23 protein-coding genes, 2 tRNA genes and 1 riboswitch are annotated in these 25,579 nt (G+C 70.3%); of the genes, 8 read left to right on the top strand and 17 right to left on the bottom strand.

Features of this window, described 5'->3' with window-relative positions:
• Positions 1 to 6: 6 nt before the first annotated feature.
• Positions 7 to 243, bottom strand: a complete 237-nt coding sequence (locus IO40_RS0120130) for a CbtB domain-containing protein (protein ID WP_016469152.1) — start codon at positions 241 to 243, stop codon at positions 7 to 9.
• Between the two features lie 55 nt (positions 244 to 298).
• Positions 299 to 378, bottom strand: a riboswitch (cobalamin riboswitch).
• 195 nt (positions 379 to 573) lie between these two features.
• Between IO40_RS0120130 and IO40_RS0120125 the strand changes: the two genes are divergently transcribed.
• A complete protein-coding gene (locus tag IO40_RS0120125; RefSeq protein WP_031175864.1) occupies positions 574 to 1,629 on the top strand; it encodes a glycoside hydrolase family 6 protein in 1,056 nt (351 codons plus the stop codon).
• Between the two features lie 60 nt (positions 1,630 to 1,689).
• Here IO40_RS0120125 and glxA read toward each other — a convergent pair whose 3' ends face one another.
• The 3 genes from glxA to IO40_RS0120110 form a co-directional block, all read right to left on the bottom strand.
• Positions 1,690 to 3,717 carry a radical copper oxidase GlxA gene (gene glxA / locus IO40_RS0120120; protein WP_016469150.1) on the bottom strand — a complete coding sequence of 676 codons (2,028 nt, stop codon included), beginning with the start codon at positions 3,715 to 3,717 and terminating at the stop codon, positions 1,690 to 1,692.
• An 8-nt stretch (positions 3,718 to 3,725) separates the two neighbouring features.
• Positions 3,726 to 5,678 (bottom strand): glycosyltransferase family 2 protein, encoded by a 1,953-nt coding sequence (locus tag IO40_RS0120115; RefSeq protein WP_016469149.1) that lies wholly within the window; start codon positions 5,676 to 5,678, stop codon positions 3,726 to 3,728.
• Positions 5,679 to 6,078: 400 nt separating this feature from the next.
• On the bottom strand, positions 6,079 to 7,200 hold the full coding sequence (locus tag IO40_RS0120110; protein ID WP_031175862.1) for a winged helix DNA-binding domain-containing protein: 1,122 nt from the start codon (positions 7,198 to 7,200) through the stop codon (positions 6,079 to 6,081).
• A gap of 162 nt (positions 7,201 to 7,362) precedes the next feature.
• Here IO40_RS0120110 and IO40_RS0120105 point away from each other — a divergent pair, with 162 nt between their 5' ends.
• Positions 7,363 to 8,373: an ABC-2 transporter permease gene (locus IO40_RS0120105; RefSeq protein WP_031175861.1), complete on the top strand. Its 1,011-nt coding sequence runs from the start codon at positions 7,363 to 7,365 to the stop codon at positions 8,371 to 8,373.
• Positions 8,374 to 8,479: 106 nt separating this feature from the next.
• Positions 8,480 to 8,553 (top strand) — tRNA-Lys (locus IO40_RS0120100).
• Between the two features lie 253 nt (positions 8,554 to 8,806).
• On the opposite strand, the gene IO40_RS0120095 is transcribed toward IO40_RS0120100, so the two are convergent.
• The 8 genes from IO40_RS0120095 to IO40_RS37685 all read right to left on the bottom strand — a co-directional run bounded on the left by IO40_RS0120095 (position 8,807) and on the right by IO40_RS37685 (position 14,470).
• Complete coding sequence (locus tag IO40_RS0120095; RefSeq protein WP_041968969.1) at positions 8,807 to 9,598, bottom strand: IclR family transcriptional regulator; 792 nt, start codon at positions 9,596 to 9,598, stop codon at positions 8,807 to 8,809.
• A 197-nt stretch (positions 9,599 to 9,795) separates the two neighbouring features.
• The gene (gene ehuA / locus IO40_RS0120090) at positions 9,796 to 10,620 is read right to left on the bottom strand and encodes an ectoine/hydroxyectoine ABC transporter ATP-binding protein EhuA (protein ID WP_016469145.1); all 825 of its coding nucleotides are present in this window, start codon (positions 10,618 to 10,620) and stop codon (positions 9,796 to 9,798) included.
• Entirely contained in the window at positions 10,610 to 11,257 is a 648-nt protein-coding gene (gene ehuD / locus IO40_RS0120085) for an ectoine/hydroxyectoine ABC transporter permease subunit EhuD (RefSeq protein WP_030407238.1), read from the bottom strand. Before ehuD ends, ehuA begins: the two co-directional genes overlap by 11 nt.
• Complete coding sequence (ehuC, locus tag IO40_RS0120080) at positions 11,254 to 11,994, bottom strand: ectoine/hydroxyectoine ABC transporter permease subunit EhuC (protein WP_033230198.1); 741 nt, start codon at positions 11,992 to 11,994, stop codon at positions 11,254 to 11,256. The genes ehuD and ehuC overlap by 4 nt, the downstream gene beginning before the upstream one ends.
• Positions 11,991 to 12,905 (bottom strand): ectoine/hydroxyectoine ABC transporter substrate-binding protein EhuB, encoded by a 915-nt coding sequence (ehuB, locus tag IO40_RS0120075; RefSeq protein WP_031175858.1) that lies wholly within the window; start codon positions 12,903 to 12,905, stop codon positions 11,991 to 11,993. Before ehuB ends, ehuC begins: the two co-directional genes overlap by 4 nt.
• A 162-nt stretch (positions 12,906 to 13,067) precedes the next feature.
• Entirely contained in the window at positions 13,068 to 13,304 is a 237-nt protein-coding gene (locus IO40_RS36030; protein ID WP_234315563.1) for a response regulator transcription factor, read from the bottom strand.
• Positions 13,305 to 13,531: 227 nt separating this feature from the next.
• On the bottom strand, positions 13,532 to 14,011 hold the full coding sequence (locus IO40_RS37690; protein ID WP_137016919.1) for a hypothetical protein: 480 nt from the start codon (positions 14,009 to 14,011) through the stop codon (positions 13,532 to 13,534).
• 42 nt (positions 14,012 to 14,053) lie between these two features.
• Complete coding sequence (locus IO40_RS37685) at positions 14,054 to 14,470, bottom strand: hypothetical protein (protein ID WP_137016917.1); 417 nt, start codon at positions 14,468 to 14,470, stop codon at positions 14,054 to 14,056.
• Between the two features lie 254 nt (positions 14,471 to 14,724).
• Between IO40_RS37685 and IO40_RS0120060 the strand changes: the two genes are divergently transcribed.
• Positions 14,725 to 15,246 carry a DUF3830 family protein gene (locus tag IO40_RS0120060; RefSeq protein WP_016469141.1) on the top strand — a complete coding sequence of 174 codons (522 nt, stop codon included), beginning with the start codon at positions 14,725 to 14,727 and terminating at the stop codon, positions 15,244 to 15,246.
• A 107-nt stretch (positions 15,247 to 15,353) separates the two neighbouring features.
• On the opposite strand, the gene IO40_RS0120055 is transcribed toward IO40_RS0120060, so the two are convergent.
• Positions 15,354 to 16,766 (bottom strand): amidase, encoded by a 1,413-nt coding sequence (locus IO40_RS0120055; RefSeq protein ID WP_031175857.1) that lies wholly within the window; start codon positions 16,764 to 16,766, stop codon positions 15,354 to 15,356.
• 188 nt (positions 16,767 to 16,954) lie between these two features.
• On the bottom strand, positions 16,955 to 17,923 hold the full coding sequence (locus IO40_RS0120050) for a D-2-hydroxyacid dehydrogenase (RefSeq protein WP_016469139.1): 969 nt from the start codon (positions 17,921 to 17,923) through the stop codon (positions 16,955 to 16,957).
• Positions 17,924 to 18,171: 248 nt separating this feature from the next.
• Here IO40_RS0120050 and IO40_RS0120045 point away from each other — a divergent pair, with 248 nt between their 5' ends.
• The 3 genes from IO40_RS0120045 to IO40_RS0120035 all read left to right on the top strand — a co-directional run bounded on the left by IO40_RS0120045 (position 18,172) and on the right by IO40_RS0120035 (position 21,251).
• Complete coding sequence (locus tag IO40_RS0120045; protein WP_016469138.1) at positions 18,172 to 19,131, top strand: maleate cis-trans isomerase family protein; 960 nt, start codon at positions 18,172 to 18,174, stop codon at positions 19,129 to 19,131.
• A gap of 48 nt (positions 19,132 to 19,179) precedes the next feature.
• Positions 19,180 to 19,929 (top strand): maleate cis-trans isomerase family protein, encoded by a 750-nt coding sequence (locus IO40_RS0120040; RefSeq protein ID WP_031175856.1) that lies wholly within the window; start codon positions 19,180 to 19,182, stop codon positions 19,927 to 19,929.
• 179 nt (positions 19,930 to 20,108) lie between these two features.
• A complete protein-coding gene (locus IO40_RS0120035) occupies positions 20,109 to 21,251 on the top strand; it encodes an LLM class flavin-dependent oxidoreductase (RefSeq protein ID WP_033230196.1) in 1,143 nt (380 codons plus the stop codon).
• On the opposite strand, the gene IO40_RS0120030 is transcribed toward IO40_RS0120035, so the two are convergent.
• A complete protein-coding gene (locus tag IO40_RS0120030; RefSeq protein ID WP_234029761.1) occupies positions 21,248 to 22,894 on the bottom strand; it encodes a putative bifunctional diguanylate cyclase/phosphodiesterase in 1,647 nt (548 codons plus the stop codon). The two genes, IO40_RS0120035 and IO40_RS0120030, sit on opposite strands and share 4 nt — an antisense overlap.
• A 608-nt stretch (positions 22,895 to 23,502) precedes the next feature.
• Here IO40_RS0120030 and IO40_RS0120025 point away from each other — a divergent pair.
• Positions 23,503 to 24,807 (top strand): M6 family metalloprotease domain-containing protein, encoded by a 1,305-nt coding sequence (locus IO40_RS0120025; protein WP_031175854.1) that lies wholly within the window; start codon positions 23,503 to 23,505, stop codon positions 24,805 to 24,807.
• A 172-nt stretch (positions 24,808 to 24,979) separates the two neighbouring features.
• Here IO40_RS0120025 and IO40_RS0120020 read toward each other — a convergent pair.
• Together IO40_RS0120020 and IO40_RS0120015 are read right to left on the bottom strand one after the other, a co-directional pair.
• Positions 24,980 to 25,053: transfer RNA gene (locus IO40_RS0120020), tRNA-Lys, on the bottom strand.
• 84 nt (positions 25,054 to 25,137) lie between these two features.
• The gene (locus IO40_RS0120015; protein ID WP_016469133.1) at positions 25,138 to 25,539 is read right to left on the bottom strand and encodes a hypothetical protein; all 402 of its coding nucleotides are present in this window, start codon (positions 25,537 to 25,539) and stop codon (positions 25,138 to 25,140) included.
• Positions 25,540 to 25,579 lie beyond the last annotated feature (40 nt).

The following is a 25,579-nucleotide window of genomic DNA, read 5'->3' as shown; positions in this document are numbered from 1 at the left end:
TCCCGGTCAGTGGCAGGGGGCGCCGAACAGATGGCGTCCGTCGTGGGCGAACTCGTGCAGGTACGAGCCGGTGGCCGGGATCAGGTTGCCGTTGTCGACGAAGACGGCGTACAGCGCGATCAGCGCGACGATCGCGGCAGCCGCGACGACGAGCCAGTCACGGGTCCTGACCGTCGCCGGATGGGCGGCGGCACCGGGGGATGCGGCGCCGGGAGCGGTCGTGCCAGGGGTGTGCGGGGACATCCGCGTGTGCCTCCTTCTGGGGTTTCCACGCCCCATCGGTGGTCGGGCGACAGGTCAGTTCCTGACTCCCGCGCGGACGTCGCCGTCCGTGCGGTCACAGTGGCGGGACCGTCCCGGATTCGCACCGGGTTCCTGCGCTCTGTCGCCTCGGCAGGGAAATGTGCCGTCCCGGAGGCTCCCAGCCTGTCCGAGCACTGTCAACAACGCCCCGGGGGCGGCGGTACGGATCCGGCCGCGCACCGGCCGTGTGGCACGATGAGCGCTCACTCTGTGCCGCCGCGCATCCGCAACCGGTCCCGGACGCGGCGGAGTACACCCGAGGGAGCGTGGATGTACGGCAGGAGAGGCGGCCCGCCGCCGCACGGGGGACGGGCCCGCGGCAGCGCGCGGCGCCTGACGGCCGCACTGGCCGGCGCCATGCTGCTGGCCGGCTGTTCGGCGGGGCAGGACGGGGACGACGACGCGTCCGGTGCCGCGTCCACCGTGCGCCAGCGCCCCAAGGCGGTGGCCCCCTACTGGGTGGACCCGCGCAGCGACGCGGCACGCCAGGCAGCCGCCTACCGCGCGGACGGCGACAGCGAGCGGGCCGCGCACATGGACCGGATCGCCCGGCAGCCGGCCGCCACCTGGATCGGCCCCGACGATCCGCGCGGCCGGACCGAGCGCGTCACCAAGGCGGCGGCCGGGGCCGGCCGCAGCGCGCTGCTCGTCCTCTACAACGTGCCGCACCGCGACTGCGGCCAGTACAGCAAGGGCGGTGCCCAGGACGCGGCGGCCTACCGGCAGTGGCTGGGCGAGGTCACCGAAGGCATCGGCGGGCGGGCCGCCACGGTGATCGTGGAACCGGACGCCGTCGCCCACGCCGTGGCGGGGGACTGTGCGGAACAGCCCGACGCCGAGGAGCGTTACGGCCTGCTCGACGAGGCCGTCACCCGCCTCAAACGGCTGCCGCGCACCACGGTCTACCTGGACGCGGGCAACCCCGACTGGATCCGCGACGCGGGCGCGCTCGTCGAGCCGCTGCGCCGGTCCGGGATCGCGAGCGCCGACGGCTTCTCGCTGAACGTCTCCAACTACCAGACGACCGCCTCGAACATCGCCTACGGCAAGGAGCTGTCGCCGAAGGTCGGCAACAAGCCGTTCGTCATCGACACCAGCCGCAACGGCAACGGGCCCGCCTCCGGGGGCGGCGGCCAGGCGTGGTGCAACCCGCCGGGCCGGGCGCTGGGCGAGGCGCCGACGGTGCGCACCGGGCACCGGCTGGTCGACGCTTACCTGTGGATCAAACGGCCGGGCGAGTCGGACGGCGAGTGCCGCGGCGGCCCCCGCGCCGGTCACTGGTGGCCCTCCTACGCGCTGGATCTGGCCCGGCGCGCCGGCGGCTGACCCCGGGCCGCTCCCGTCCCGTGTCCGCGGCGGGCGGCAGGGGACGGGGCGGCCCGGTGCTCACTCGTCCGGGTCCCCGCGGGTGACGGTGGTGTGCGCGGCCCGCGGATCGACCTCCACCTTCAGCCAGCGGGCCTCGGAGGGGATGCCGTCCGCGTCCACCGCGAAGACCATCCACCAGCCGGGCGTGACCAGCGAGGGGTCGTCCGGCACGCTCGTCGTGAGCGTGCCGTCCTCCGAGGCGCGCAGCGGCAGCTCCACCGACGACTGCTCGACGTTGGTGACGTGGGTGAAGGAGCCGGGCCGCACCAGCCGCAGCTTCTTGAGGGAGGAGGCGTCCTCGCTCCGGAAGCGGACGGTGTCGCCCAGGGAGACGGTCTTGCGGGCGGCGCCGACGTCTTGCAGGTCGGGCTGCTTCTTGCCCTTGTTGAGGTAGGGCGGGGTGTAGATCTCGATGCGCTGGTCGAAGACGCCGGGCTTGGTGTTGGCCTTGTCGGAGTAGAGCGAGTCGGAGCCGAAGGTCATCACGCGCCCGTCGGGCAGCAGCAGCCCGCCGGAGTGGTAGTTGCGGCCGACCAGCGGGGCGGCGGCCTCCTCGTAGCGGTTGCTGTCCGGGTGGTAGATGCCGGCCTTGAGGACGTTGCTGTCGCTCTTGCCGCGGTACTGCGCCGAGCCGTTGGTGGTCAGCACGGTGTCGTCGGGCAGGATCACGCTGGTCGGATAGCGGACCTTCTCGTAGAGCCGGGGGCCGTCCTGGAAGCGGGGTTCGTCGGAGCTGAGGTCCACGATGCGGGTGCGGTCGGTGGACTTGGGCGACTCGCCGACGCCGCCCCCGCCCTGCACCATGAACTTCCGCGACTGGGTGGGCGGCAGCGGCACGGACATCGCCGTCTCCAGCACGTCCGGGTCGCTCATGCCGGGGACGGGGGTGAACTTGTTGGTCTCGATGTTCCAGATGCCGGGGGTGCGCCCCTTGTCGGCGGGGCCGTAGCCGGCGGTGGTGCCGCTGTAGAAGAGGCGGTTCTCCCCGATCAGGTGCAGCCCGGGGTAGGTGGGGAAGAAGCGCTTCTTCGGCAGGTAGCGCCACTTCTTCGTCTCCGGGTCGTAGATCTCGTTCTTGCCGGGGACGACCTGCCCGATCTCGTCCAGCCCCGAGACGGTCAGCACCCGCCCGTCCTGGAGGGTGACCTGCGTGGGGTACCAGCGGGCCTCGTGCATGGGATCGACGGTGATGTACCGCTCGGCGACCGGGTCGAACTCGTAGGCGTCCTTGATGCCCTGGAAGTCCTTCTTGTCGAACGACATCTTCTGCGCGATGCCGTAGACGTCGTGCTTCCAGGACCCCGTCAGTCCGCTCACCCGGTACTGGTCCTGGGTGCCGGTCTGGTACTTGCGGCCCTCCCGCGCTGCCTCGGCGTAGACGCGGGAGACGCTGGCGCTGGTGGTGACCTTGCCGGTCTCGGGGTCCTTGATCTTCTTGGCGGGCGGCAGGTTGACGGCGCTCTGCGCGATGAACGTCCGGCCGTTCTCGCGGCCGGTGAACCGGGTGCCCTTGGGCAGCATCTTCGCCCGGTCGGGGTTCTCGTTGTAGACGAGCATCAGCCCGCCGGCCTTCTTCACATCGCCCTTGAGCGTCTCGTACCGCTGGGTACCGCCGGCGACCAGGAGCTTGCCGTCGGGGAGCTGGTTGTGCCCGGAGCAGAACAGGTCGTTGGGGGTGGGGATGTTCTTGAAGGTGTTCTTGGCCGGGTCCCACAGCACGGTGCGGAACGTCTTGGCCCGGAAGTTCTTCGCGTCGTTGCCCGAGCCGGCCACCAGCAGCACCTTGCCGGTGTGCAGCAGCGCGGCGTGGATGGTGTTGATGCGGTACTTCTCGGGGATGTCGACGATCTGCCAGTGCCCCTTGGCCGCCTTGTACTCGGGCCGGTTGATCTCGTAGGTGTGGTACGTCTCGGAGGCGAAGCCGTACAGCGCCGGGCCGTTGAAGCCGGCTATCGCGACCACGACCACCGTGCCGATCGTCAGCCGTTTGACGCGGCGGTTCCTGGAGCGGCGGCGGGCCCGCCGGCGACTCGACCGGGTGTTCATCGTTCGGGTCATCCTTCGCGTCCCCCAAAGGAGAGGTGCACGTGTTGGTCAGGGGAGTGGGCGGGCAGCGGGGCCGGACCCGCGACCGGGGCGGGCGCGGGGGCCTGCGCCCCGTCCGCGCGCCGTGCGCGCCGGCGTGAGCGGCGCCGCTTCTTCTCCGCCCGGACGGTGACGCGCCAGCCGATGATCGGCGCCGCCGTGATCAGCAGGGCGAGCCCGGCCCAGGTGAGCATCGCCGGATGGTCGTGCCCCAGGAACAGCGAGCCGACGAAGGAGCCGCCGAACACCGCGATGAAGAACAGATGGATGCGGAAGGTGCCGAACAGCGTGTCCGGACTGGCCGAGTCGCCCTTGGGCGTGACCACGAACTTGCTCTTGCGGCGCAGCACGGTGTCGAGGAGGGAGCGGGCGTAGATCGGCGCGGACAGCGCGGACATCAGCATGCCCGCCAGCCCGCCGGACCCCTCCGGCTCGTGCGGGGAGACGTTGTGCCGCCGGTTCCACAGGTACAGCCCGATCTGGAGGGCGGTGGCGTTGCCGTACAGCGCCATCCACACCGCGGGGTCGATCTGTACGCCGGAGGCGCCCATGCCCAGGAAGAGGGCGCAGGAGAGGGCGGCGAGGATCCAGTTGAGCGCCGAGATCGGGTAGAAGATCATCAGCATGGTGTAGTTGAAGAACTTGCCGAGCGGCATGGTGCCGAAGCCGCGCCAGTACTGGCCCAGGATCGTCTCGAACGTCCCCCGCGACCAGCGCAGTTGCTGGGTGAAGAAGTCCGTCCACGCGTTGGGTCCCTCGCCGACGGCCAGCACGTCGGGGGTGTAGACCGAGCGCCATTTGTTGCCGGTGGCCGGGTTGCGGTGGCGGTGCATCTCGAACCCGGTGGCCATGTCCTCGGTGATCGAGTCGTAGAGGCCGCCGATGGACTTGAGGGCCGTGATGCGCACCGCGTTGCTGGTGCCGACGAACATCGGCGCGTCGTAGCGGTTGCCGGCGCGCTGGATCAGGGCGTGGAAGAGGAACTGCTGGCTCTCGGCCGCCTTGGTGACGAAGTTGTCGTAGTTGCCGTAGACCTGGGGGCCGATGACGAAACCCACGTCCGGGTCCCGGAAGTAGCCCAGCATCCGCTCCAGGTAGTTGGGGAGCGGCACGTGGTCGGTGTCCACGCCGGCGAAGAAGTCGTAGTCGTCACCGTGCGCGTCGAGCCAGGCGTTGTAGTTGCCGTGCTTCGTTTTGGCGCGGAAGGCGCCCTTCTTGGTGTTCCACTTGGCCACGCCCTTGCGGGAGAAGTGGTGCACCCCCAGCCGGCGGCAGACCTCCTTGACCTCGGGGTCGTCGCCCTCGTCGAGCAGCCATACGTGCATGGTGCCGCGGTGCCGTACCCGTACGGCCGCCTCCAGGGTCTTGGTGACCATCTCGATCGGCTCCTTGCCGGGCACGAACGAGGTGAGGAAGGCGACGCGGGTGCCGGCCTCGGGCACCACGGGTATCGGGTCGCGGGCCACGAGGGTGGCGTGGGCGTTGGATATGACGTTCAGGGTGCGGAACAGCTCGATCAGCCCGATGGAGACGAGCATGACGACGTCCAGCTTGAGCACCAGGTCGGAGACCTCGCCCGCGTCGCGGCGGGTCCAGTGCGCCGGCTGCATCAGCCACACCAGCAGCCCGGCGGACAGCAGCGGCGCCAGGCACAGCAGGAAGGCGGCCCGGAAGCGGTGCGGCTCGTCGGCGAGCAGGCTGCGGTAGCGCACCCGGTAGGGGCGGCCGGGATCGGGCTGGGTGAGGGGGCCGGCCAGCCGGCTGTAGTGCTCGTAGTCGTAGCGCGGCGCGCGCCGCTCCCAGGGGTGCGGGGAGGGGGCGCGGGGCGGTCTGATGACGCGCAGCCGGGTCGTCTGCGTCGGGTCCTGGCCCTCCGGTGGCGCTGACTGCGGCTGCCGGGCACCCATCGGCGGCGTCGTCATGAGACCTTCCCCCCGCACGCAGCGCGCTGCGTGCCTCGTGCTGGCCCGCGTCCTCGGTCCCCCGGTCCGGGCGCGGCATACTCCGGCCGCGGGCAGAGGACTGCTCCGGGCCGGGTGGCGGTTCCGCTGTGATGGTCCGATCATGCGTGCGAGCCGCCGCGCTCCCCCGGCGCTGTGCGGACCGATCGATAACCGCACGTCAGATTGTCTGACTTCTCACACGAACGCAAGGCCGGAAGGGGCGGTTTGGCGCTGTTGGGGCGTTATGGCGGCGCCGGATGTGATGGACGAGTCATCGAATCGTGGCCGTCGCGTGGTGGGGTTCTCCGCGATCGAACGCGGCCGTTCACACGTGATCCCGAAATGATCGAAAACGGCCACGCCGCGCGGCGGCGGTCGGCTACGCGGAACCGGCCGCGACAGGCGCCGCAAAGGTGACCGTGTGCGGCCCCGGACGCCCGTCGGTGGCGAAGGCCAGCAGCCGCTGCCCCTCCTCGGCCAGCGCCGCCGTCGCCGCCTCGGGCAGCGGCCCGAACGGGGTGAGGGTCAAGACCGCCGTCCGCCGCGTGGTGTCCGCCTTCCAGATGCCGCGCACCCGCCCGTCCACCAGGAAGGTCCCCGGCACCTGGCCGTTCCTGGTGGCCAGGTGCCGTCGGACGGGCTCGTCCAGCACGCGGGAGCGGTCGGCGTGCGAGAGGACGAGATTGTCGTACTCGGCCAGGAAGCGCACCGGCAGCAGGAGTTCGGCGTCGGGGCGCGGCGCCTCGGGCAGGTCGAACAGCTCGCGCCCCGCCTCGTCTTTGAAGACCCGCAGCTGGGGCCGCAGCCGCTCCAGCACCTCGCCGAGCCGGGTGAGCCCGGACCAGGTCTGCGCGTCCTGCACGGAGGCGGGCCCGGACGCGCCCAGATAACGCAGCACCATCGTCTCCACCCGGGCCTCGCGCGTCGGCGGACGCCCCAGCCACCTCTCGACGGTGTCCACCACCGGCTGCCCGGACCGCCCCCACAGCCCGCGCGGCGGCAACTGCACCAGCGCCAGCAGATAGCGCGCGGTCATCGCCAGCGCCCGCGCCTCCAGATGCGGCCAGCGCTCCTGGAGACGGACGCCGAGCTGTGCGGTCGTCAGCGGCTCGGCGGCCAGCAGCTCACGCGCCGCCTCCGCCACCCGCCACGGGTCCTCGCCGCCCAGCCGCTTGGCGTACGTGCGGCGCAGCATGCTCTCGTGCAGCGGCTGGGTGAGCGCCCGCAGCCACAGCGCGTCCCGTTCGCCGACCAGGTGCACGGTGCCCCGCATCACGCTCAGCCGCACCAGCTCGCGGGATTGCAGCAGCAGCGACAGCTCCTGTGCCTCGAAGCCGTCCAGCCGGCTCCACAGGGCGAAGTAGGGCGGCTTCGGCGCCTGCGCCTGGAGGCCGACCAGATGCTCGACGGCATTCCGTACGGGCATCCGGGTCCGTTCGAGGAGGAACTGGCGGGCGAGCAGGGCGCGGGTGAGCGCCGGACGCGTCAGCAACGGGGGCATGGGGCGAAGTCTCGCCCACACCCGGCCCGTCCGCCACGCGCCGGGCCCGCCACGGCACGCCGGAGCCCCGACAGCGGGGGATGAACCGGACGATGCGGTATGGATGGGAGATCCACACCATGGGCACCCTGCCCGTCCGGACATCCACAAGGGATTGGGGCCATGCACAACGCCACCTCCGGCGCCGGAGCCCGCGGCGCGCTCACCCCCGGGACCCTCGCGCTCGTCGTCGGCGTGCTCCTGGTCCAACTGGGCTTCCTGCTCTCCTACATCGGCTCCTTCCACCATCCCGAACCGCAGGGCATCCCCGTCGCCGTCGTCGCGCCGCAGCAGGCCGCCGAGCGGCTCGACAACCTGCCCGGCCACCCGCTCGACCCCACCGTCGTCAAGGACGAGCGGACGGCCCGCGACCGCATCGAGCGGCGCGACGCCGAAGGCGCCTATCTGATGAATCCGCGGGGCCGCCAGGACACCCTGCTGACCGCCTCCGCCGCCGGCGGCCCGCAGGCCCAGGCGCTGCGCCGGATCGCCGAGGGCGTGGCCGCCGACCAGGGCCGCCAGGTGAAGGTGGTGGACGTCACCCCCGCGGGCAAACGCGACTACGAGAGCCTGACCGCCTTCTACCTGATCGTGGGCTGGCTGGTCGGCGGCTATCTGCTGGCCTCCCTGCTGGGGGTGGTGGCCGGCACCCGGCCGGACCGGCCGGCGGTGGGAGCCCTGCGGCTGGCGGGGGTGGCGGTCTACTCGGTGCTCTCCGGGCTGGGCGGCGCGATCATCGTCGACCCGGTGCTGGACGCCCTGCCCGGACACTTCGTGGAGCTGTGGTGGCTCGGCGCGCTGCTGGTCTTCGGCACGGCCGCCGTCACGATGGCGCTGGAGGCCTTCTGCGGGATCGTCGGCATCGGGATCGCCGTGGTCATCTTCGTCGTCCTGGGCAACCCGAGCGCGGGCGGCGCCTTCCAGTCGCATCTGATCCCGCCGTTCTGGCGGGCCATCGGCGAGTGGATCCCCACCGGCGCCGGGACCACCGCCGTACGCAACATCGTCTACTTCTCCGGCCACGGCCTCACCACCCCGCTGCTGGTGATGGGGGCCTGGGCGCTGGCCGGTGCGCTGTTCCTGATGGCCGGCTCGCTGCGCCGCCGGCAGCCCGGACTGAGCCTGCCGGTCTGACGCCGCGTACACAGCCGGTGACCGGGTGCGGCGGCCCCGGCAGGTGGTCCCGAGCACCCCTCAGGAGGGGGTAGTATTTCTGTCGTCAGCCGGAAACGGCAGACGGGCGCCGCTAGCTCAGTTGGTTAGAGCAGCTGACTCTTAATCAGCGGGTCCGGGGTTCGAGTCCCTGGCGGCGTACAGCAGACCGCGGCCCCCTTGGTCACCAAGGGGGCCGCGGTCTTTAACGTGGAAGCGCACCCCGGGGGACGACGGGATGTGCGGTACGGGCCCGTGGGGCCTCCGGGCGCGGCCCGCCGACGGTGTGGTCCGCCTCATACGGCCCGTCCCGCCCGGCTCGCTTCCTGCGGCTTGCCCCGTCTCGCCTGGTCGGCCTCACGTGTTCCGTCTCACAGGGTTCCCCACACAGGGGTCCGTCTCACAGGGGTCCGTCTCACAGGGCGAGCGAGAGCATCACCGGTGCGGCGCGTTCGCTCAGCATCTCGGCGGCCCTGCGCAGCCGGTGCGCCTCGGTGACCGGCAAGGACAGCGCAAGACAGCTCACCGCGGAGCCGGCCGTCACCGGTACCGCCGCGCAGACCGTGCCCACCGCGTACTCCTGGAGGTCCAGCACGGGGACGGTCGGCGGCTGCCGGTCGAGGGCGTCCAGCAGCAGCCGTTTGTCGGTGATCGTCCGCGAGGTGAGCCGGGGCGTCTTGTGCCGGGCCAGGTGATCCAGCCGCCGGTCGTGGTCGAGCTGGCTGAGCAGGCACTTGCCGATCGCCGTCGCGTGCGCGGCCGAGCGGAAGTCCACCCACTGGTTGACCGCCGGGGTCGTGGGGCCGTCGGCGACCTGGGAGCTCTCCAGCTCACCGTCCTGGTAGCGGCCGAAGTAGACGGCGGCGCCGACCGCGTCGCGCAGTTCGTCCAGGGTGCTCTGCAACCGTTCGCGCAGGGCGCGGGCCCGCTGCACGCCGGAGCCCAGCATCACCAGCGCGTCCCCGACGACGTAGCTGTCGTCCTCCCGCCGTTCCAGATAGCCCTCGCGGCACAGCATCCGCAGCAGATGGCCCAGATGGACGGGCGGCAGTTCCGCGTCGCGGGAGATCGTCTCCTCCCGGACGCCGTCCCGGTGCCGGGCGACCGACTCCAGCACCCGCAGTGCGTACCGCACCGAGCCGAAGGGCGTGACCGGCTCCCGTTCGGGCTCCTCGGTCGGGCCCGCGGGGCGTTGTCCTAACGTCACGGTGTCCCCCCTGGGGTTGTGACCGTCTGCACCGTCGCGACCGCGCGCGGTCACAAAAGTGCGGCAGTAGGACCACGATAGCGGCCGGGCACGCCGGAACACGGGGCTCTCGCCGCTTTCGGCATATGCCGTAAGGCTGGATGCGCCCCTGAATGCGCTCCCCTGTGCGCCCGGGGGCGCACAGGGGAGCAGCCCTCTCACAGCACCGCGCTGAGGAACTCCCGGGTCCGCTCGTGCTCCGGGTCGCTGAAGATCTTCTCCGGCGAACCCGACTCGATGACATGGCCCGCGTCGAACATCAGCACGTCGTCGGAGATGTCCCGGGCGAAGTTCATCTCGTGCGTCACACAGAGCATGGTGATGTCCGTGGAGTGCGCGATGTCCCGCAGCACGTCCAGCACGCCGGCCACCAGCTCCGGGTCGAGCGCCGAGGTCACCTCGTCCAGCAGCAGCACCTGGGGGCGCATCGCCAGCGCCCGCGCTATGGCCACCCGCTGCTGCTGGCCGCCGGACAGCTGGCTGGGGTACTTGTCCAGGTGGTCGGTCAGCCCCACCAGCTCCAGCAGCTCGCGGGCCCGCTGCTCCGCCTCGTCCTTGGACAGGCCCAGCACATGCACCGGCGCCTCGGTGATGTTGCGCAGCACCTTCATGTTGGGGAACAGGTTGAACTGCTGGAAGACCATGCCGATCTTCTTGCGCACCTCGCGCGAGTGCCGCTCGCCCGCCGGCACCAGCTTGCCGTTCCGCTCCTCGTGCGACAGGTACTCGCCCGCCACCTTGATAGTGCCCTCGTCGGGCTTCACCAGCGTCATCAGCAGCCGCAGGATCGTGGTCTTGCCCGACCCCGACGGGCCGATGAGCGTCACGTGTTTGCCGGATGCCACGTCGAAACAGAGGCTGTCCAGCACCACGTTGCTGCCGTAGCGCTTGGTGACGTTCTCGAATCTGATCAGCTCGCTGCCGTCGACCGCCGGGTTCGCGGCTTCCTGGGCAGCGGTGCTCGGGGTGTTCTCAACGGACAAGACGACGCTCCAGGGCTCGCGTAAGCAGGGATGCCGGGTAGGCGATGAGGATGAAGGCGATGCCGATCACGGTGATGGCTTCAGTCGTGAAGGTCTCATTGCTGTAGGCCTGCGCCTCTCCGAGCATCTCGAAGGCGCCGATAACCGCGATCATCGGGGAGTCCTTCAGCATGGCGACGACATAGTTGCCGAGGGCCGGCACCACTCTGCGGATGGCCTGCGGAAGGATTACGGCACGCCAGGTGTGAGCGGTGGGCAGGCTGAGCGCGGTGGCGGCCTCCCACTGGCCGGTCGGTACCCCGTCGATACCGGCGCGGTAGACCTCGGCGGTGTAAGTGGAGTAGTGCAGCCCCAGACCGATGATGCCGGTGGTGAGAGGCGACATGGACGGGCCCCACTCGGGAACCACATAGAACAGGAAGAACAACTGGACCAGCAGCGGGGTACTGCGGATGAACTCGGTAACCCCGGACACCGTCCAACTGACCCATCGTCGCCGGGAGCGCTGAGCGAGAGCCCAGAAGAGCCCAAGAGTGAAGGCTATGAGGGATCCCATGACCAGGGCCTGCAGTGTGACGAGGACCCCGTCCCAAAAGCGGGGCATGAAGTCCTCGACGACGTTCCAGTCCCAGCTCATTCAGTACCCCCTGTGGAAGCTGCGTCGGCCGGAGTCAGGTTGTCGACGGGCGCCTTGCGTGAAGAGAAGAGGCCCTTCTTCGGCGGAGCCTGGCCGACCCCGGCTCGTGCGTGTCGCTCCACAACCCGCATACCTCGCGTGATGGCAAAGGCCATAATGAAATAAAGCACCAGAAGCAGGCTGTAGATCGGTGCACTTTTGTTTTCGCCGAGCCGGACAAGGTTCCCCGCAAAGGTCATGTCGGCCACCGTGATGACCGAGACGAGCGCCGTTCCCTTCAGCAGCTCTATGAGAAGGTTGTTGAAGGGCGGGATCATCTCCGGCCACGCTTGAGGGAGTTCAATCCTCCGAAAGCGCTGCATGGGTGTGAAGCTCAATGCTATGCCGGCCTCCCGCTGAGCTGGTGCGACGGCTGCCAGGGCGCCTCGCACGATCTCCGAGCCGTAGGCGCCATAGGTGAGACCGAGCGCGCTGACTCCTGCCCACATGGGAAGGAGTTGCCATCCGAGAAGCGGCAGTGCGAAGAACATCCAGAACATCAGGACGAGCGCCGAAGTTCCTCGAAATATTTCGACGTAGGCGCCGGAGAGGAAACGAACTATCCACAGCCTGGATGTGCGTAGGTAGCCGATGGTGAACGCTATGAATGCACCGAGGGCCGCGCTCAACACGGTGACCTGAATGGTGACCCAGATGCCCGGCAGGAACCAGTTGGTGAACATCCCTGAGGTCATCATCCGCAAAGCTCCTTCGCAGTCTTGCGGGTCATCTCGGGTCTGCCGAAGCCGAACGGCTTCACGATCTTCAGCAGCTCTTCGAAGTCATTCGCCTTGAGTTTGAGGAGCTCCTTGTTGAACTCATCCCGGAAGTTCTTCTCCGAGAGGCGGAACGCGAAGCCGCCTGCCCCGTAGGCGGGTTTCCCGCCCATCATGGGCTGGAACGCCGGTGTGGCCTCCACGCGCGGTGAGTTCTTCACAACGCCCTTGACCGTGACGTTCGTGCCGGCGAAGGCATCCACCCGCCCCTGAGCGACGGCGTCGAGGCCCGCCACCTGGTCGGGGAGGATCAGTGGCTCCTTGATGCCTGCGTCTGCGGCGTAGTCGATCTCCGCGTAAGCCTTTCCCGTTGCGAGTTTGAGACCCTTCTCCGCGACATCCTTGTACGTCTTGATGCCGTGCGGGTTCCCCTTCTTCACGATGAAGGAGTCGAGCATGATGTAGTCCGGGTCTGCGAAGAGGACCTGCTCACAGCGTGTCGAGTTGATGTACATCCCGGCTGAAACGACGTCGAACTGCTGGGCTTTGAGCCCGGGTATGAGCGCCCCGAACTCCACTGGAATGGGCTTCACTTCCCCGACCCCGAGGCGTTCGAAGATAACTTTGGCGATGGCCGGGGCTTCTCCGGTCGGTTCGCCGTCCTTGTCCACATATCCAAATGGCGGTTCGTTGGCGATACCGATGCGGACGCTGCCCTGGTGGCGCAGTTTGTCCAGTAGGTTCCCTCCCTCCACTTTCCCTTCCGGGGGCACGCGGCTGCATCCGGCTGTGCCCAGTGCTCCGAGGGCGCCGAGGGAGGCCATCCCGGCGAGCAGGGAGCGGCGGCCCATCGATCTTTCGGCGCTGACGCTCTTGTTCTTCGTTGGAGCCATGGGCGCGCGGCTACCCACTTGAGCCATGTTTATGCAGGGGTGATCAAGCCGTTTTTTACGCAGCGTGCCGGATGCGGGATGTGTTGGAAGGAGCCCGATCTTCCGGAAGTTCGGTGGTGGTGACCGGACTCCCGGAAGATCATGAACGAACACTGGGACGTGTCAGATCACCTTTTGTCGTATCTGGGGGTAGTTCGCATAGGCGAACACTGCCGCCTGGGAGCGTGAGGTGACTCCCGTTTTCTTCATGATGCTCGCAAAATGGGCTTTCACGGTTCGCTCGGAGATGCCAAGAGTTTGCGAGATCAACCTGTTTGTAGCCCCTGTTTCGATGAGTAGGAGTACTTCCCGCTCCCGGCGTGTCAGATTCTCGATGCCGGCCGGATCTCCTGGTGTCACCGGTGTAGGTGGCAGGTTGGTGTACGATCTAGGCGTGACGGAGCCGCAGGAATCTTGTTCAAGGGTCAAGAAAAAGCCCCCCCGGTTTTGCTCTCTGAACGGTCTCCGTAAGTCTCCGGCTACCTACAGTGTTCGTCAAGTCGAGCTGCTTGACTGTTCGCGGGAAACGAGTGGTCCGGGTGGGACGGAACAGTCCGTCCCACCCGGACCCTGTGGCCAGCAGTATTTCAGCGCTTGATGCAGACCTTGGCTTCGCTGCGCTTCACCGGGGTGTCGTCAGTGGGGTGGTTGAGCCAGCCGAACGCGCAGATCTTCTGCTTCCCCTTGGGGTTCTTGACCTTGACCGCCTTGGTGTATACCCCCTTGGACCAGCCGCGCTTCACAGTGTGCTTCACCTTCTTGTTGTTGACGCTGATTGCGGCGACAACAACCTGTGCCTGCTTGCTCTTGCAGTGGCCCTGGCCTGCAGCGTATGCCGTCTTCCCGACGGAGAGAGCGATGTAGAACCGGCACTTGGTCCGAAGAGGGCCGGAAGAGGTCCACTTTCCGTACTTGTCCTTGCCGACGATTTTCTGCGCTGCTGTCGTCGGCGTATGAGAGGGCTGTGCTGAGGCATAGGCGTACGGAACCCCCATCATGCCGATAAGGGCTGCCGAAGTGATGACGACGGACTTGCGAACGTGGCGGCTGAACGATGGTGTGCGCACTGGGAGATCCTTCCCGGGGCCGGAGACTGCGGCTTTATGGTTTCACCAAGCCATGCTGATGCTCGCACCCTTACGGTGCGGGACGTTCAGCTGGATCGCACCCTTGGGTACCTTCTTGCATTTCTTCGTCTTGGTCTTCCAATGCTCGCGGACTTCGCCTGTGCATACGATCTTGTTGCCCTTGCGCAAGTCCCAGCCATAGAGAGGGCCATTCTTCTTCTTTCCGTAGACATTCACCTTGACGGTGATGGTGCCTTTGTGAGGATGATATTTCTTCACCGAGCATGTCCCAGGGCCTGAGTGGCATTTTTTCTTGGCTGTTGCAGCGTCAGCGGGGGTGGGACTGCCGAGGGCAAGGCCGATCGCGAGAAGAGTGGCGAGCACTGCTACTGGCCAACTTGGCAACATATTTCCTGAGTCGCGGTTGCTACCGCTCATCAGCAGTGAGTTGGCGTGCATGGATGTGGACTCCCTGGGGTCGCTCGGGCGGTTGCAGAGGGCGGAGTCGACTATTCCTGAGAGGAGTCGGTAGGGCTAGTTGTACTTTGGTGCACCTTTTGCGAGATGTTCGAGGGTGTGCTGAAACTCCATAGGCGGAGCGTCATGAGGTCTCTTGAGGCAGGCTCGCGTCCAGGGCGGGCCCTGCGTCACCATGTGTCGGGGTCACTTGGTGAACCTGGAAAACAACCAGTCCTACCTGGTGCGGAGGCACGATGGCTGAGCGCTTCATCGAAGTGTCGTTGGACAAGCGGGGAGTGAGCTGTAGGGCAAAGCTGCTCGACGACCGGGCACCGATCACCTGCGCGGCCGTGTGGGACGCGCTGCCGCTGGGCGGCGACGTCTACCACGCGAAGTACGCGCGTAACGAGATCTACGCCCTCATTCCGCCGTTCGCACCCGAGGAACCGCCGCTGGAAAATCCCACTATTACCCCCATCCCCGGTGACCTCTGCTATTTCACGTTCTCCCAGACACAGTTGGCGACTTCGTCCTACGGGTACGAAGCCGCCGCCGAACAGCAGGGCGCACAGGCCGCGCACGCCGGCCGCACCACCGTCGTCGACCTCGCGCTCTTCTACGAGCGGAACAACCTGCTGATCAACGGCGACGCCGGCTGGGTACCCGGCATCGTGTGGGGCCAGGTCGTCGAGGGACTCGACCGGATGGCCGAGGCGTGCCAGGACCTGTGGCGGGCCGGCGCGCTCGGCGAGACCCTCTCCTTCCGCCGCGCCTGAGAGCGGCCGGCGCGCGCCCGGCCGCACCACGTACCGGGCACGCCCGGTCGCACACACATGCCGGGCGGGCCGGAGAGACCCGGCCCGCCCGGTACAGCCGTCCCCGCTCAGCCGAGCGCGGAGGGCACCTGCGCGGCCACACCCGCCTCGAAGAGCGCGTGGGAGGCGCTCAGCACCAGGGCGTCACTGTGCCGCGCACCGACCAGCTGCACCCCCACCGGCAGCCCGGCCCCGTCCGCACCGCACGGCACCGAGGCGGCCGGCTGCTGGGTCATGTTGAACGGGTAGGAGAACGGCGTCCACTCCGTCCACCGCTTCATCCCCGACCCCCGCGGCACCTCCGTCCCCGCCTCGAAGGCGGTCAGCGGCATCGTGGGGGTCACCAGCAGGTCGTACCGCTCGTGGAAGGCGCCCATCAGTCCGCCCAGCGCCATCCGCTCGTCCACGGCGGCCAGGTAGTCGAGGGCGCTGCGCGCGGCGCCGTCCTCGCTGATCTCCCGCAGCCCCGCGTCCAGCCGCGCCCGCTGCTCCTCCGTGAACTGCTGGGTGACCCGCGCGGCGCCGGTGAACCACAGGGTGTGGAAGGCGGCGACGGGGTCCGCGAAGCCGGGGTCGGCCTCCTCGACGACCGCGCCCAGCTCCTCCAGCAGCGCCACCGCGCGGCGTACGGCGGCGGCGACCTCGGCGGCGACCGCCACCCGTCCGCCGAAGTCCGGGCTGTAGGCGACCCGCAGCCCGCGCACCCCCTCGGCGCCCGCCGCGAGGGCCTCGCGGAAGCTGTGCGGGGCCGGGCCCAGGTGGGACCAGTCGCGCGGGTCGGGCGCGCTGATCACGTCCATCAGCAGCGCCGCGTCGGCCGCGTCCCGCGTCATCGGCCCCACATGGGCCAGCGTCCCGAACGCGCTGGCCGGGTAGAGGGGCACCCGGCCGTAGGTCGGCTTCAGCGCGTAGATGCCGCAGAACGAGGCGGGGATACGGACCGAGCCGCCGCCGTCGGTGCCCAGGGACAGCGGCCCGGCACCCGCCGCCACCGCGGCGGCGCTGCCTCCGCTGGAACCGCCGGCGGTCCGCTCCGGGGCGTGCGGATTGCCCGTGACCCCGTGCCGCGGACTGTCGGTGACCCCCTTCCAGGCGAACTCGGGGGTGGTGGTCTTCCCCAGGAAGACGGCGCCGCTCTCGCGCAGCCGCGCCACCGAGGGCGCGTCCTCCTCCCACGGGCCCGCCGCACCGACGGCGTACGAACCCTTGAACGTGGGGCTGCCGCGCTGGAGCAGGATGTCCTTGACGGTCACCGGCACGCCCTCCAGCGCGCCGCGCGGCTCCCCGCGGCGCAGACGCTCCGTCGACTCCTCGGCCTGGTGCAGGGCCGCCTCGTGGTCGATGCGGACGAAGGCGTTGACCCGCTCCTGCGTCTGCTCGGCGCGTTCCAGCGCCGCCCTGGTGACCTCCACGGGGGTGAAGTCCCCGGCCGTGTAGCCGGCCACGAGCCGGGTCGCGGTCAGTGCGGTGAGATCGGACATGCGAAACCTCCCGAGACACCGGGCGTCCCCGACAGGGCCACCCCCAACATGACGCCCGGACCGGATGTTTCCGGTCCGGTCCTGCGGCCGGGGCGGGCACGGTGCCGTCCCCGGACGGTGCTGCGGCCCCAGGGCGCGGACGGGGCCCGTTGCGGGCGGCCCCGCGCGCGTGCCGGGCCCGTGTCCGCTCAGCGGGACGCGGGGACGTAGCCGAGCTGTTTGTCGACGACGTTGTGCAGTGGTTCGCCCGCCTCCCAGCGGTCGAAGTTGTCGAGGAACTGCTCCGTGAGGTCGTCGCGCCAGCCGACCGTGTCCCCGCACATGTGCGGGGAGATCAACAGCCCGGGGACGTCCCACAGTCTGCTGCCGGCGGGCAGCGGCTCCTCGGCGAACACGTCCAGGGCGGCGCCCCTGATGCGGTGGGTGAGCAGCGCGTCCACGAGGTCGTCCTCGACCACGTGCTGGCCCCGGCCGACGTTGATGAAGTGCGCCTCGGGCTTCATGCGCGCGAACATCGCGGCGTCGAACATGCCGGCCGACTGCGCCGTCAGCGGCGCGACGCACACCACCCAGTCCGCTTCCGCCACCAGCCGGGGCAGCTCCTCGGTGGTGTGCACCCGGCCGAATTCCGGATCGCTGTCCCGTGCGGTACGGCCGACGAGGTCCACTCCGACACCGAGTGCCAGCAGTGCGCGGCCGATTTCCCGGCCGATGGGGCCGGAACCGACGACCGTCGCGCGAGTTCCGCCGACGCGAAATGTCTCCCGGTGCCGCCAGCGCCGCTGTCGTTGCAATTCCCAAGTGCCACGGAAATCCTTGGCCATGGCTAGCACGAGCCCGAGGACGTATTCGGCAATGGGCTGGTCAAAGACTCCCCTCGCATTCGTGATGACCGTGTCGGGGGAGTCGGCCAGTTCGGGCAGCAGCCGGTCGACACCCGCGCTGGGCGTGTGCACCCAGCGTGGCCGCGGGCCCTCCCCGGGCCACGCCCGGCGCACCGCGTCGGACAGGAAGTCCCAGACCAACAGCACGTCAGCGGAGGGGAGTTGGGCGGCGAGCGTCTGTTCGTCCGCGTGGACGACGCGGGCCCGTCCCGCCAGCCGGTCGAGCCGCGGCAACGGCTCGGCGTCGAGGACGAGGACGCAGGTTTCGGACATAGGCAGGAAACCGTTTCGAAACGCAGGGACGGTTGGCTGGGGGAGTGAGCCGACGAGGGACGGAACCAGCCTCAGATGGCGGGATTGACCACGGTAGGGAGCGGAAACTACCTTCGTCAACAAAGACATCTGCCCCGGCGTCCCCCGGCTTCTGACCGGCTATGCAGTTTTTGTGGTTCCTCTGACTTCCCTCGACTCAGGGGCCTTCTGGCCACGAGCCTTCCCCTCCGTTCTTTTGGGGTGCGAAAATGGACGTCTCCTTCCTCGGCGGACCGCTGCCGCAGCGCGGCGTGGGAATCGTCGCTCCCTTCGACTTCGCACTGGACCGCGAACTCTGGCGCTGGGTGCCGGACGACGTGTCGCTGCATCTCACCCGCACCCCGTTCGTCCCCGTCGAGGTCAGCCTGGATCTCGCCCGTCTCGTCAGCGAGCACGAGACGCTGCGCGAGGCCACCCGGGCACTCAGCGCGGTGGCCCCCGAAGTGGTGGCCTACGCCTGCACGTCGGGGAGTTTCGTCGGCGGCACGGCGGGTGAGCGGGCCATGGTCGCGGCGATGACCGAGGCCGGCGAGGTGCCCGCGCTGACCACCTCGGGCGCTCTGCTCGACGCCCTGCGGGAGATCGACGCGCGGCGCATCGCCCTGGTCACGCCGTACACCAAATCGGTGACCGACGCGCTGGAGGAGTACCTGGGCGAGGCGGGCATCGCCATCACCGGCCGCTGCTACCTCGGCCTGACCCGGCACATCTGGCGGGTGCCCTACCGGGACGTGGTCGACATGGCCAGGGAGGCGGTGGTGGACGCGCCCGACGCGCTGTTCATCTCCTGCACCAACCTCCCCACCTACGACGTGATCCCCCAGTTGGAGGCGGAGCTGCGCATGCCGGTGCTCTCCGCCAATCAGGTGACGATGTGGGCGGCGCTGCGCGCCCTGGGCAAGGAGGCCGTCGGCCCCTACCAGGCGCTGCTCGACCCGGTCGCGCGGCGCGGCCCGGCCGCCATGGCGCCCTCCACGGGCGCACCGCCGGCCGGCCACGAGACGGACGGGCTCGTCGAGCCGGACGAGCAGCAGGTCGCGCCCGAACCCGAGGCGGCACTGGCCGGCGCCGGCACCGAGCCCGCCGAGCCGCTGGAGGGCTCCGCCGACCTGGGCTACGGATCGGCCGCCCATCCCGAGGAGTGGGGCGGCGGCCAGGCCCCGGCCTGATCCCGCCCCCGCTGTTCCCCCCTTCACCACCACGAGCAGGAGGCGCAGATGGCACAGGCGGCACCGGCACCGGCGGTCGGGTTCCTCTACCCCGGCCACTCGGCTGAGGACGACTACCCCAGGCTGGAGCGGATCCTCACCGAGGCGGGCGCCCGGGTGCGGCTGCCGCTGGTGCACACCGACATCGGCGAGGACGCGCACCGGGTGGACGCCCTGCTGGAGATGGGCTCCGCGGCACGGCTCGCCGCGAAGGTGGCCGAGGTCAAGGAGCACGGCATCGCCGCGGTGGTGTGGGCCTGCACCAGCGCCAGCTTCGTCTTCGGCCCCGAGGGGGCGCGGCAGCAGGTGCGGGAGCTGGCGGACACGGCGGGGCTGCCCGCCTCCAGCACGTCCTTCGCCTTCGCCAACGCGGTGCGGGACCTGGGTGTGGAGCGGGTCAGCGTCGCCGCGACCTACCCGGAGGACGTCGCCGAACTGTTCACCGGCTTCCTCAAGGCCGCCGGCGCCGAGGTCGTCGCGATGCGCGGCAGCGGCATCATCACCGCCGCCGAGGTCGGCACCTGGGGCGAGGAGGAGGTGCTGGCCCTGGCCCGCGGCGGCGACCACCCCGACGCGCAGGCGGTGCTGCTGCCGGACACCGCCCTGCACACCGCCGCGTATCTGCCGGCGCTGGAGGAAGCCCTCGGCAAGCCGGTGCTGACCGCGAACCAGGTGACGGCGCGCGAGGGCCTGCGCCTGCTGGACCTGGAGGTCCGCTGCCCCGCACTGGGCACCCTCTTCACCCGCCCGGCCGCCTGACGGCCCCCCGTACCGCTCGGCGGCACGGGGCCGGGCCCCGCGGTGACGGGGCTCACCGGCCGCCGCCGGGCGGACGGGGAAGACAGCGGCTGCCCCGCGCGTTGTACGGGCTCGTGGCCGGCCCTCCCCCAAAGGGCGGCGGCCCGCGGGACCCGTAGACGTGAGGAAGGCGAGCCAACGTGAGCCAGGCAGGCGAGGACCCACAGCACAGCGGCGGCCAGGCCGACGGCATCCGGGGCGTGACGCGGGGGCGGGCCCCCGTGCCGCTCTCCGTGCTCGACCTGGTCAATGTCGGCCAGGGCTACACGGCGCGGGACGCGCTGGCCGCCTCCACGCGCCAGGCCGCCCTGGCCGACGCCCGCGGCTTCACCCGCTACTGGGTGGCCGAGCACCACTCCATGCCGGGCGTGGCCAGCTCCTCGCCGGCCGTCATCCTGGCGCACCTGGCCTCGCACACCGGCCGGGTCCGCCTCGGCTCCGGCGGGGTGATGCTGCCCAACCACGCACCGCTGGTGATCGCCGAGCAGTTCGGCACGCTGGAGGCGCTGGCGCCGGGCCGGATCGACCTGGGGCTGGGCCGCGCGCCGGGCACCGACGGTGCGACGGCCGCCGCGCTGCGCCGCACCGACCGCCTGCACGAGGGTGCCGAGGACTTCCCGCAGCAGCTCGCCGAGCTGATCCGGTTCCTGGACGACGACTTCCCCGACGGCCACCGCTACGCCCGTATCCACGCGGTGCCCGGCCCGGTGCAGGCCGAGGGCGACCGGGCGCGGGCCGCGGCCCACCGGCCGCCGGTCTGGCTGCTGGGCTCCTCCGGGTTCTCCGCGCAGCTGGCGGGTCAGCTGGGGCTCCCGTTCGCGTTCGCGCACCACTTCTCGGCCGCCAACACGCTGCCCGCGCTGGAGCTGTACCGCGAGACGTTCCGGCCCTCCGCGGTGCTGGACGAGCCGTACGCGCTCATCGGTGCCTCCGCGCTGGCCGCCGACAGCGGGAAGGAGGCCCACCGCCAGGTGCTCACGGGGGCCTTGTCGATGCTGCGGCTGCGCACGGGGCGGCCCGGACTGATCCCGACGCCCGAGGAGGCGGAGATGCACCCCTTCAGCCCCGTCGAGCGGGACTTCGTGGACGGCTGGCTGGGCAACGTCACCTACGGCACGCCCGACGCCGTGCGGGAGGGACTGGACGCCCTGGTGAAGCGGACCGGGGCCGATGAGCTGATGCTCACCGCGAACGCGCACTCGCCCGAGGCCCGGATCCGCTCCCTGGAACTGATCGCCGACGCCTACGGGCTGCCGCGGGCGGAGGCGCCGGCCGGGGACTAGGAGGCCGGCGGGAGTCCGGCCAGCAGCTCGGCGATGCGGTCGGCGGGCATCGGCTTGGCGTAGTGCCAGCCCTGGCCGGTGTCGCAGCCGATCCGGCGCAGGCGCTCGGCCTGCGCCGGGCCCTCCACGCACTCGGCGGTGACGGTCAGCCCGAGCTTGTGCGCCAGTTGCACCAGCGCGGTCACGATCGTCTCGTCCGCCGGGTTCTGGTGGCAGGCCGTGCGGAAGCCGCGCACGAAGGTTCCGTCCAGTTTGAGGGCCCGTACCGGCAGCCGGCTCAGATAGGCCAGGTTGGAGTAGCCGGTGCCGAAGTCGTCGATGGCGATGCGGACGCCCATCTCCGACAGGGCCTGGAGCGCCTGGAGCGGGCGTCCGGCCGAGCCCATCACCGCCGACTCGGTCAGCTCCAGCTGGAGCAGATGGGCCGGCAGCCCCGTCTCCTCCAGGATGGCGGCGACGTCGCGCACCAGGTCCGAGTCCCACACCTGGCGCACCGCCACGTTGACGCTCACGTACAGCGGTGGCCCCTGGTGCGCCAGCATCCAGCGCCGCGCCTGGCGGCAGGATTCCTGGAGCACCCAGCGGCCGAGCGGGACGATGGCGCCGTTCTCCTCGGCCAGCCCGATGAACCGGTCCGGGCTGAGCGTCCCGAACTGCGGGTGCCGCCAGCGCACCAGCGCCTCGGCGCCGCGCAGCACGTCGTCGGCGAACCCGACGATCGGCTGGTACTCCAGCACGAACTCGCCGCGCTCGACGGCGCGCCGCAGGGTGGAGGAGAGGGCCTGGCGGGTCATGCGGTGTGCGTTGCGTTCCGGGTCGAAGAGGGTCCAGCGGGCCTTGCCGTCGGCTTTGGCCCAGTAGAGCGTGGTGTCGGCCGCCTGCATCAGTTCGGTGGGCGTGGTGCCGGCCGTCTCGCGTTCGACGACGCCGATGCTGGCCGAGACCGCCAGCCGCTGCCCGGCCAGGTCGAACGGCCGCTGGAGCGCGGCGAGCACCGACTGGGCGAGCTGGGTGAGCTGTTCGGTGCCGGTGGACGATTCGACCAGCAGCGCGAACTCGTCGCCGCCCAGCCGGGCCACCAGATGGCCGCCGTCGTCGGCGCCGCCCGCCTCGGCGCACTGGGTGAGCCGCTGGGCGACCGCGTCCAGCAGGCTGTCGCCGACCCGGTGGCCGAGGGTGTCGTTGACGGCCTTGAAACCGTCCAGGTCCAGGTAGCACAGGCCGGTCCGGCCGGTGGCCGAGTCGGCGAGCGCTCCGGCCAGCCGCTCGAAGAACAGGGTGCGGTTGGGCAGCCGGGTGACCGGGTCGTGCATCTGGAGGTGGCGCAGCCGCTCCTGGAGGTCGCGCCGTTCGCTGATGTCGGCGATGGACAGCAGTGCCTCGCCGCCGTGCGCGGTCGGCGTCACGGTGATCTCGGCCCACAGGGTGTGGCCGTCGGCGTGCTTGAGCCGGCGGGTGCAGGTCATGCGGTCGGTGCGGCCCTGCAGCGCTTCGAGGTAGGCGCTGCGCACCCGCCCGTCCAGGCCGAGTCCGGCGAGTTCGGTGAGCGAGCGTGCGGCCAGCCGGCGCGGATCGGTCCCCAGCAGGGCGCCCAGCGCGCGGTTGGCCGTCAGCACCCGGCCGTGGGGGTCGACGATGGCCATGGGGAGCTGCGCCGCGTGGAAGGCGGCGCGGAAATCGCTCTCGTTGTGCCCGTGGTGCGCGCGCCGCCGCCAGCGCTTGTGGCTACTTTCCGTGATGGTTTGGGGTTGCGTTACGAGGGCTTCGCCGGAGTCTTTTCCCGGTCCTTCGAGGGGTCCGTTCACCGATCGCTCCGCGGGGGGCTCGTCTCGTGCGGATCGGTCGGCCGGCTGCCCGTAGGCCGCCCAGGGGAGGATCCGCGCTGGAAATGTGCCGATCATAGAGGTTGGCGCTGGAGCGGAGCCAGTGTGTCCGCTGCTGCCGCCGGTCGTCGGAGCGGCCCGGGAGGGGATGCGGGCGCGAGGCTGACCGTTTCTGCGACGGGGCTGGCGGCGCCCTGACCGCTTACGACCGAGCATTACGAAGAGTAGTCATATCGCGGTTGACTCGTCCGGTCTAACGAAACGGTGCAGAGCAGGACATATGACGGGACCGTGGAGATCGTACGGCTGTCCTTATCCGGTGAGGTCTCCACGTGGCATCTCCATCGGCACCCGGGGGTGTCGGAAGTGCTGCCCAGGACCCTCCCGGACGGGGTGCCCGCCGGCCGGCTCCGGGGAGGCGGCACCGGGTGGGCGCGGTGGTCATGGCGCTGACCGCCTTCATGGGGGTCGGGCTCGTGGCCGGCCCCGCACATTCCGTTGCGGCGGGCATGCCGTGCGCTCTGCCGCGCACCGACGCGCACCACTCGCTGGGTTTGGACACCTGGAACGCCTCCTATCCGCGTCCCGAGGGGACGCTCGACGCCGCCCTTCTCTTTCTCTCTTTCCCCGATGCGACCCCTATGGCCACCCCTAGAGAGCTTGTGAACGACCATTTCCCGTCCACATCCGACTTCTTCGCTCGGGCGAGTTACGGAAAGTTCCGGCTCAGACCGCATCCGGTGCCCCACTGGATCGAGATGCCGAAGCCCGCCTCGGCCTACGGCATACGCCGCGATTGGGGCGCTGACCTGCGCAATTCCTATCTGCGGGACGCGGTGGCCGCAGCCGACCCGCATGTGGACCTGTCCCGGTACGACATCGTCTATCTCGTTGCGGACCCGGATGCCCCCGGGGTGGACTCCGATGCGACAAAAGTGGTCAATCTCGATGAGCCGATCCGCGTCGACGGAACCGCGCTGCGCCGTCTCGTGACGGTGTTCGAGCAGAGCCCGCCGGACCGCAACGTCCTCGCCCACGAGACCGGCCACGTCTTCGACCTCCCCGACCTGTACCAGCGCCCCGCCGACGGCAAGGCCGACTGGGACACCCGCGTCGGCGACTGGGACCTCATGGGCAGCCAGTTCGGACTGGCGCCGGAACCCCTGGGCTGGCACAAGTGGAAGCTGGGCTGGCTGGGCCCCGCCAACGTCGCCTGCGTCCCCGTCACCGACGGAGCGCCCCCGCAGGCCCGCTACACCCTGCGCCCGCTCACCGACCCGCCGCACGGCGCCGCGCCCCCCGCCCGCCCGCGCCGGGGCGCGGCCCCCGCGGCACCCGCGCCGCCCCTCCCGGCGGGCGCCGGGCCGGGACCCGACGGCGTCCGCCTCGTCGTCCTGCGGACCGGCGAGAACCGGGCCCTCGCCATGGAGGTCCGGGCCCGCACGGGCAACGACCGGCACGCCTGCGCCGAGGGTCTGCTGGTCTACCGCGTCAGCAGTGACACCCCCTCCACCCACGGGCCCGTCGAGGTGATCGACGGACATCCGCACACCTCCGGCTGCCGGGAGTCCTCCGTGCACAGCCGGCTCGCCGACGCGCCGCTGGGAGTGGGGGAGAGCTGGACCGACCCGCAGGAGGCCGTCCGCGTCGAGGTGACCGGCCGCACCGCGGACGGCGACTGGCACATCCGCGTGACCCGGGGCGTGGGCCGCCCGGGGACCGGCAGCGGATGAGGGGCGGCACACACGGGGCCGAGTGGGCGGCACAGGCGGTCGCGGCCCGGCAGGACGGGCCCGACGGGACGGGCCCGACGGGACAGGCCCCAGCGGGAAAAACCCGGCGGGGTGCAGGTCCCGGACGCACGACGAAGGCCCTCCGTTCGCACGGAGGGCCTTCGTCTGTCTGTGCGCCGCCAGGGACTCGAACCCCGGACCCGCTGATTAAGAGTCAGCTGCTCTAACCAACTGAGCTAGCGGCGCCTGCTGACGTCGTAGACCTTAACACCACGATCCGGTGAAGCGGAAATCGATATTCCCTGCGGTACCCCTCCCACCTGCGCGAGGTCAGCTCTGCGGGGGCGGCTGGGTGCCCGGGACCCGGTTTTGGAGCAGGTCCTGACCGAACTCGATCATCTTGCGGGCGTACTCCTCCGTCCAGCCGCCGCGGTCGGCGATCGCGGCCTCCGGGAGCCGGTCGAACCGCTGCGGATCGGCCAGCTGCGCCGCCGCCGACGCCTGGTACTCCTGGGCCCGGTCGGCCGCCGCCCGGAACGCGTGCACCAGCTCCGTGGCGCGGTCCAGCAGCTCCTTCGGGTCGGTCAGCGACTCCAGCCCGAAGAAGTGCTCGTCGTCCGGGGCCGCGTCCGACGGCTCGAACAGCAACGGTGCCGGGCGGCGGTACGAGGGACCACCGCCGCCCCGCGCGGAGGAGCGCGAAGGTTCGGGAGCCGAATGCGGCTCAGCCATGTAGATACCTCCAAGGTCGTGGGCGCCCCCCATTGTGCGC

The sequence above is a fragment of the Streptomyces albus subsp. albus genome, assembly GCF_000725885.1.
GTDB lineage: Bacteria > Actinomycetota > Actinomycetes > Streptomycetales > Streptomycetaceae > Streptomyces > Streptomyces albus.
The sequence above is the reverse complement of the archived record's forward strand: the minus strand, read 5'-3'. Positions and strand labels throughout refer to the sequence as shown.